Here is a 2,874-nt window from a genome sequence, read left to right as displayed (position 1 = left end):
CGCCGCGCGGGCGGTTGCCGCGCGCGTGGCCGAGGAACTGGGTACCGAGCTGGGCTCGGTGGTTGGCTACCAGGTGCGCTTCACCGACAAGGTGGGCGAAGACAGCCGCATCAAGTTCATGACCGACGGTATTTTGCTGGCCGAGATCGCCTCGGATCGCTGGCTGTCGCGCTATGACACGCTGATCATCGACGAGGCGCACGAGCGCAGCCTCAATATCGATTTCCTGCTGGGCTATCTGAAGCAGTTGCTGCGCAAACGCCCGGACCTGAAACTGATTGTCACCTCGGCCACGATCGACACCGAGCGCTTCTCGCGGCATTTCGACGATGCGCCGGTGGTCAGCGTGGAAGGGCGTACCTATCCGGTGGAGGTGCGTTACCGGCCGCTGGAGGGCGGCGCGCGCGAAGATGACGCCGCTGACGGCGACAGTGACGGCGAGCGCAGCGTCAACCAGGCCATTGTCGCGGCCATCGACGAGATCACCCGCGCCGATCCGCGCGGCGACGTGCTGGTGTTCCTGCCCGGCGAGCGCGAGATCCGCGATGCGCACCAGGCGCTGGAACGGCGCAAGTACCGCGAAACCGAGGTGCTGCCGCTGTATGCGCGGCTCTCGGCCAAGGACCAGGACCGGGTGTTCAATCCCGGTCCGAAACGGCGGCTGGTGCTGACCACCAATGTCGCCGAAACCTCGCTGACGGTGCCGCGCATCCGCTATGTGGTCGATCCGGCTACGCCCGCATCAAACGCTACAGCCCGCGGCAGAAGCTGGACCGGCTGCATATCGAGCCGGTTTCGCAGGCCAGTGCCAACCAGCGCAAGGGCCGCTGCGGGCGTGTTTCTGAAGGTGTCTGCTACCGGCTGTATGCCGAGGCCGACTTCCAGGCGCGCCCGGAGTTCACCGATCCGGAAATCCGCCGCTCGTCGCTGGCCGGGGTGATTCTGCGGATGCTGCAGCTGGGGCTGGGGCAGATCGAGGAGTTCCCGTTCCTGGAGGCACCGGACGAGCGCGCGGTGGCCGATGGCTGGCAGCAGCTGGCCGAACTGGGCGCGGTCGATGGCGAGCGCAAGCTCACCGCGATCGGCCGGCAGATGGCCCGCCTGCCGGTCGACGTGAAACTGGCGCGGATGCTGGTGGCCGCGCAGAAGAGCGGGTGCCTGCGGGAGATGCTGGTGATCGCCTCGTTCCTGGGCATCCAGGACCCGCGCGAGCGGCCACCCGAGGCGCGCGAAGCGGCCGACAACGCGCATGCGCTGTTTGCCGATACGCGCTCGGAGTTCCTCGGCATCCTGCGCTTGTGGAATGCCTATCGCGACGCGCACGAAGAGCTCACCCAGTCCAAGCTGCGTGACTGGTGCGGGCGCCACTTCCTGGGCTTCCTGCGCATGCGCGAATGGCGCGAGCTGCATCGGCAGTTGCGCCTGCTGTGTGATGAACTGGGCTGGGACAGCAGTCAGGGCGAGGAATTTGGCAAGGCACTGTTGTCGGCACCGCCGGCGCTGCCGGCCGGAGGCGATGCCGAAGCCAAGCGCAAGGCCACCCGTGGCGAGCAGCACAAGGCCGCACGCCTCGCACGCGAAGGCAAGACGGAGCCGCCGCGTGCCGCAGTGAAAAACAACCCGGCCGGCCCCGCTGCCCAGCCGCAGACCGCGATGACCACGGTTCCGGACAAAGCCCGTATCGCCGCCTATCAGACGCTGCATCGGGCCATCCTCGCCGGCCTGCCGACGCAGGTGGGCCATCGCACCGAGAAGGGCGATTTCCAGGCGCCGCGTCAGCGCCGCTTCCATCTTTTCCCCGGCTCGGCGCTGGCCAAGCGGCCGCCGCCGTGGGTGCTCAGTGCCACGCTGCTCGATACCCAACGCATCTGGGGCATGACCAACGCTGCGATCGAGCCGGACTGGGTGATCGCCGAGTTGCCGCACCTGCTCGCCCGCAAGCATTTCGACCCGCACTGGTCGCGCGCGCAGGGGCAGGTTCTGGCCTCCGAACAGATCAGTCTGTTCGGGCTGGTACTGGCGCCGAAGAAGCCGGTGCACTACGGCCGCATCCATCCCGGTGAAGCGCACGACATCTTCGTGCGGCAGGCGCTGGTGACCGGCGAGATCAACACCCGGGCCGGCTTCGTGGCCGACAACCTGAAGGTGCTGGAGCAGGCGCGCGAAGAAGAAGCCAAGTTGCGCCGCGCCGGCATCGTCGCCGATGAGGACTGGCAGGCACGCTGGTATCTGGACCGCATTCCTTCGGAGATCTATTCGGTCGCACTGCTCGACAGCTGGTGGAAAGCGCTGGCACCGGACAAGCGCCGAAGCCTGCAGTGGTCGCTGACCGATCTGCTGCCGGGCGAGGGTAGCGAGCAGGACCGCTATCCGAAATATTTCCCACTGGGCGATGCACGCCTGGCGATGCACTACCGGTTCGAGCCCGGCAGCGAGGATGATGGCGTCACCCTGGATGTACCGCTGCACCTGCTCAATGCGCTGGACCCGGCACGGCTGTCCTGGCTGGCCCCGGGCTTCGTCGCCGAAAAGGCCGCGGCGTTGATCCGCAGCCTGCCCAAGGCGATGCGCCGCAATTATGTGCCGGCACCGGATTTCGGTCGTGCCTTCTTCGAGGCGTGGCCGCAGCCGTCGCCCGACGATATCCGCGGCGAGCTGGCGCGGTTCCTGTCCAAGGCCACCGGCGCCAAGGTGGCGGCCACCGATTTCGATCTCGACGCACTGGAGCCGCATCTGCGTATGAATCTGCGCGTGTGTGACGAGCGCGGCAAGCTGCTGGGCATGTCGCGTGATCTGGAGGCGCTGCGTGCACGTCTGGGCGAACGTGCCGGCACCGCGTTCGCCGCCCGTGCCGGCAAGGCCCTGGCGGCCGAA

The 2,874-nt window shown here is 67.5% G+C and carries 2 protein-coding genes; both read left to right on the top strand.

The window, feature by feature from the left end:
• A partial coding sequence (locus JCM9942_RS20785; RefSeq protein WP_425478353.1) for a helicase-related protein occupies positions 1 to 940 on the top strand: 940 nt, incomplete at its 5' end.
• 8 nt (positions 941 to 948) lie between these two features.
• Positions 949 to 2,874, top strand: a 1,926-nt coding sequence (locus tag JCM9942_RS13350; RefSeq protein ID WP_425478354.1) for a DUF3418 domain-containing protein, incomplete at its 3' end; no start/stop codon positions are given.

It is taken from the genome of Stenotrophomonas pictorum JCM 9942, from assembly GCF_001310775.1.
GTDB classification, from domain to species: Bacteria; Pseudomonadota; Gammaproteobacteria; order Xanthomonadales; family Xanthomonadaceae; genus Stenotrophomonas; species Stenotrophomonas pictorum.
The sequence above is the reverse complement of the archived record's forward strand: the minus strand, read 5'-3'. Positions and strand labels throughout refer to the sequence as shown.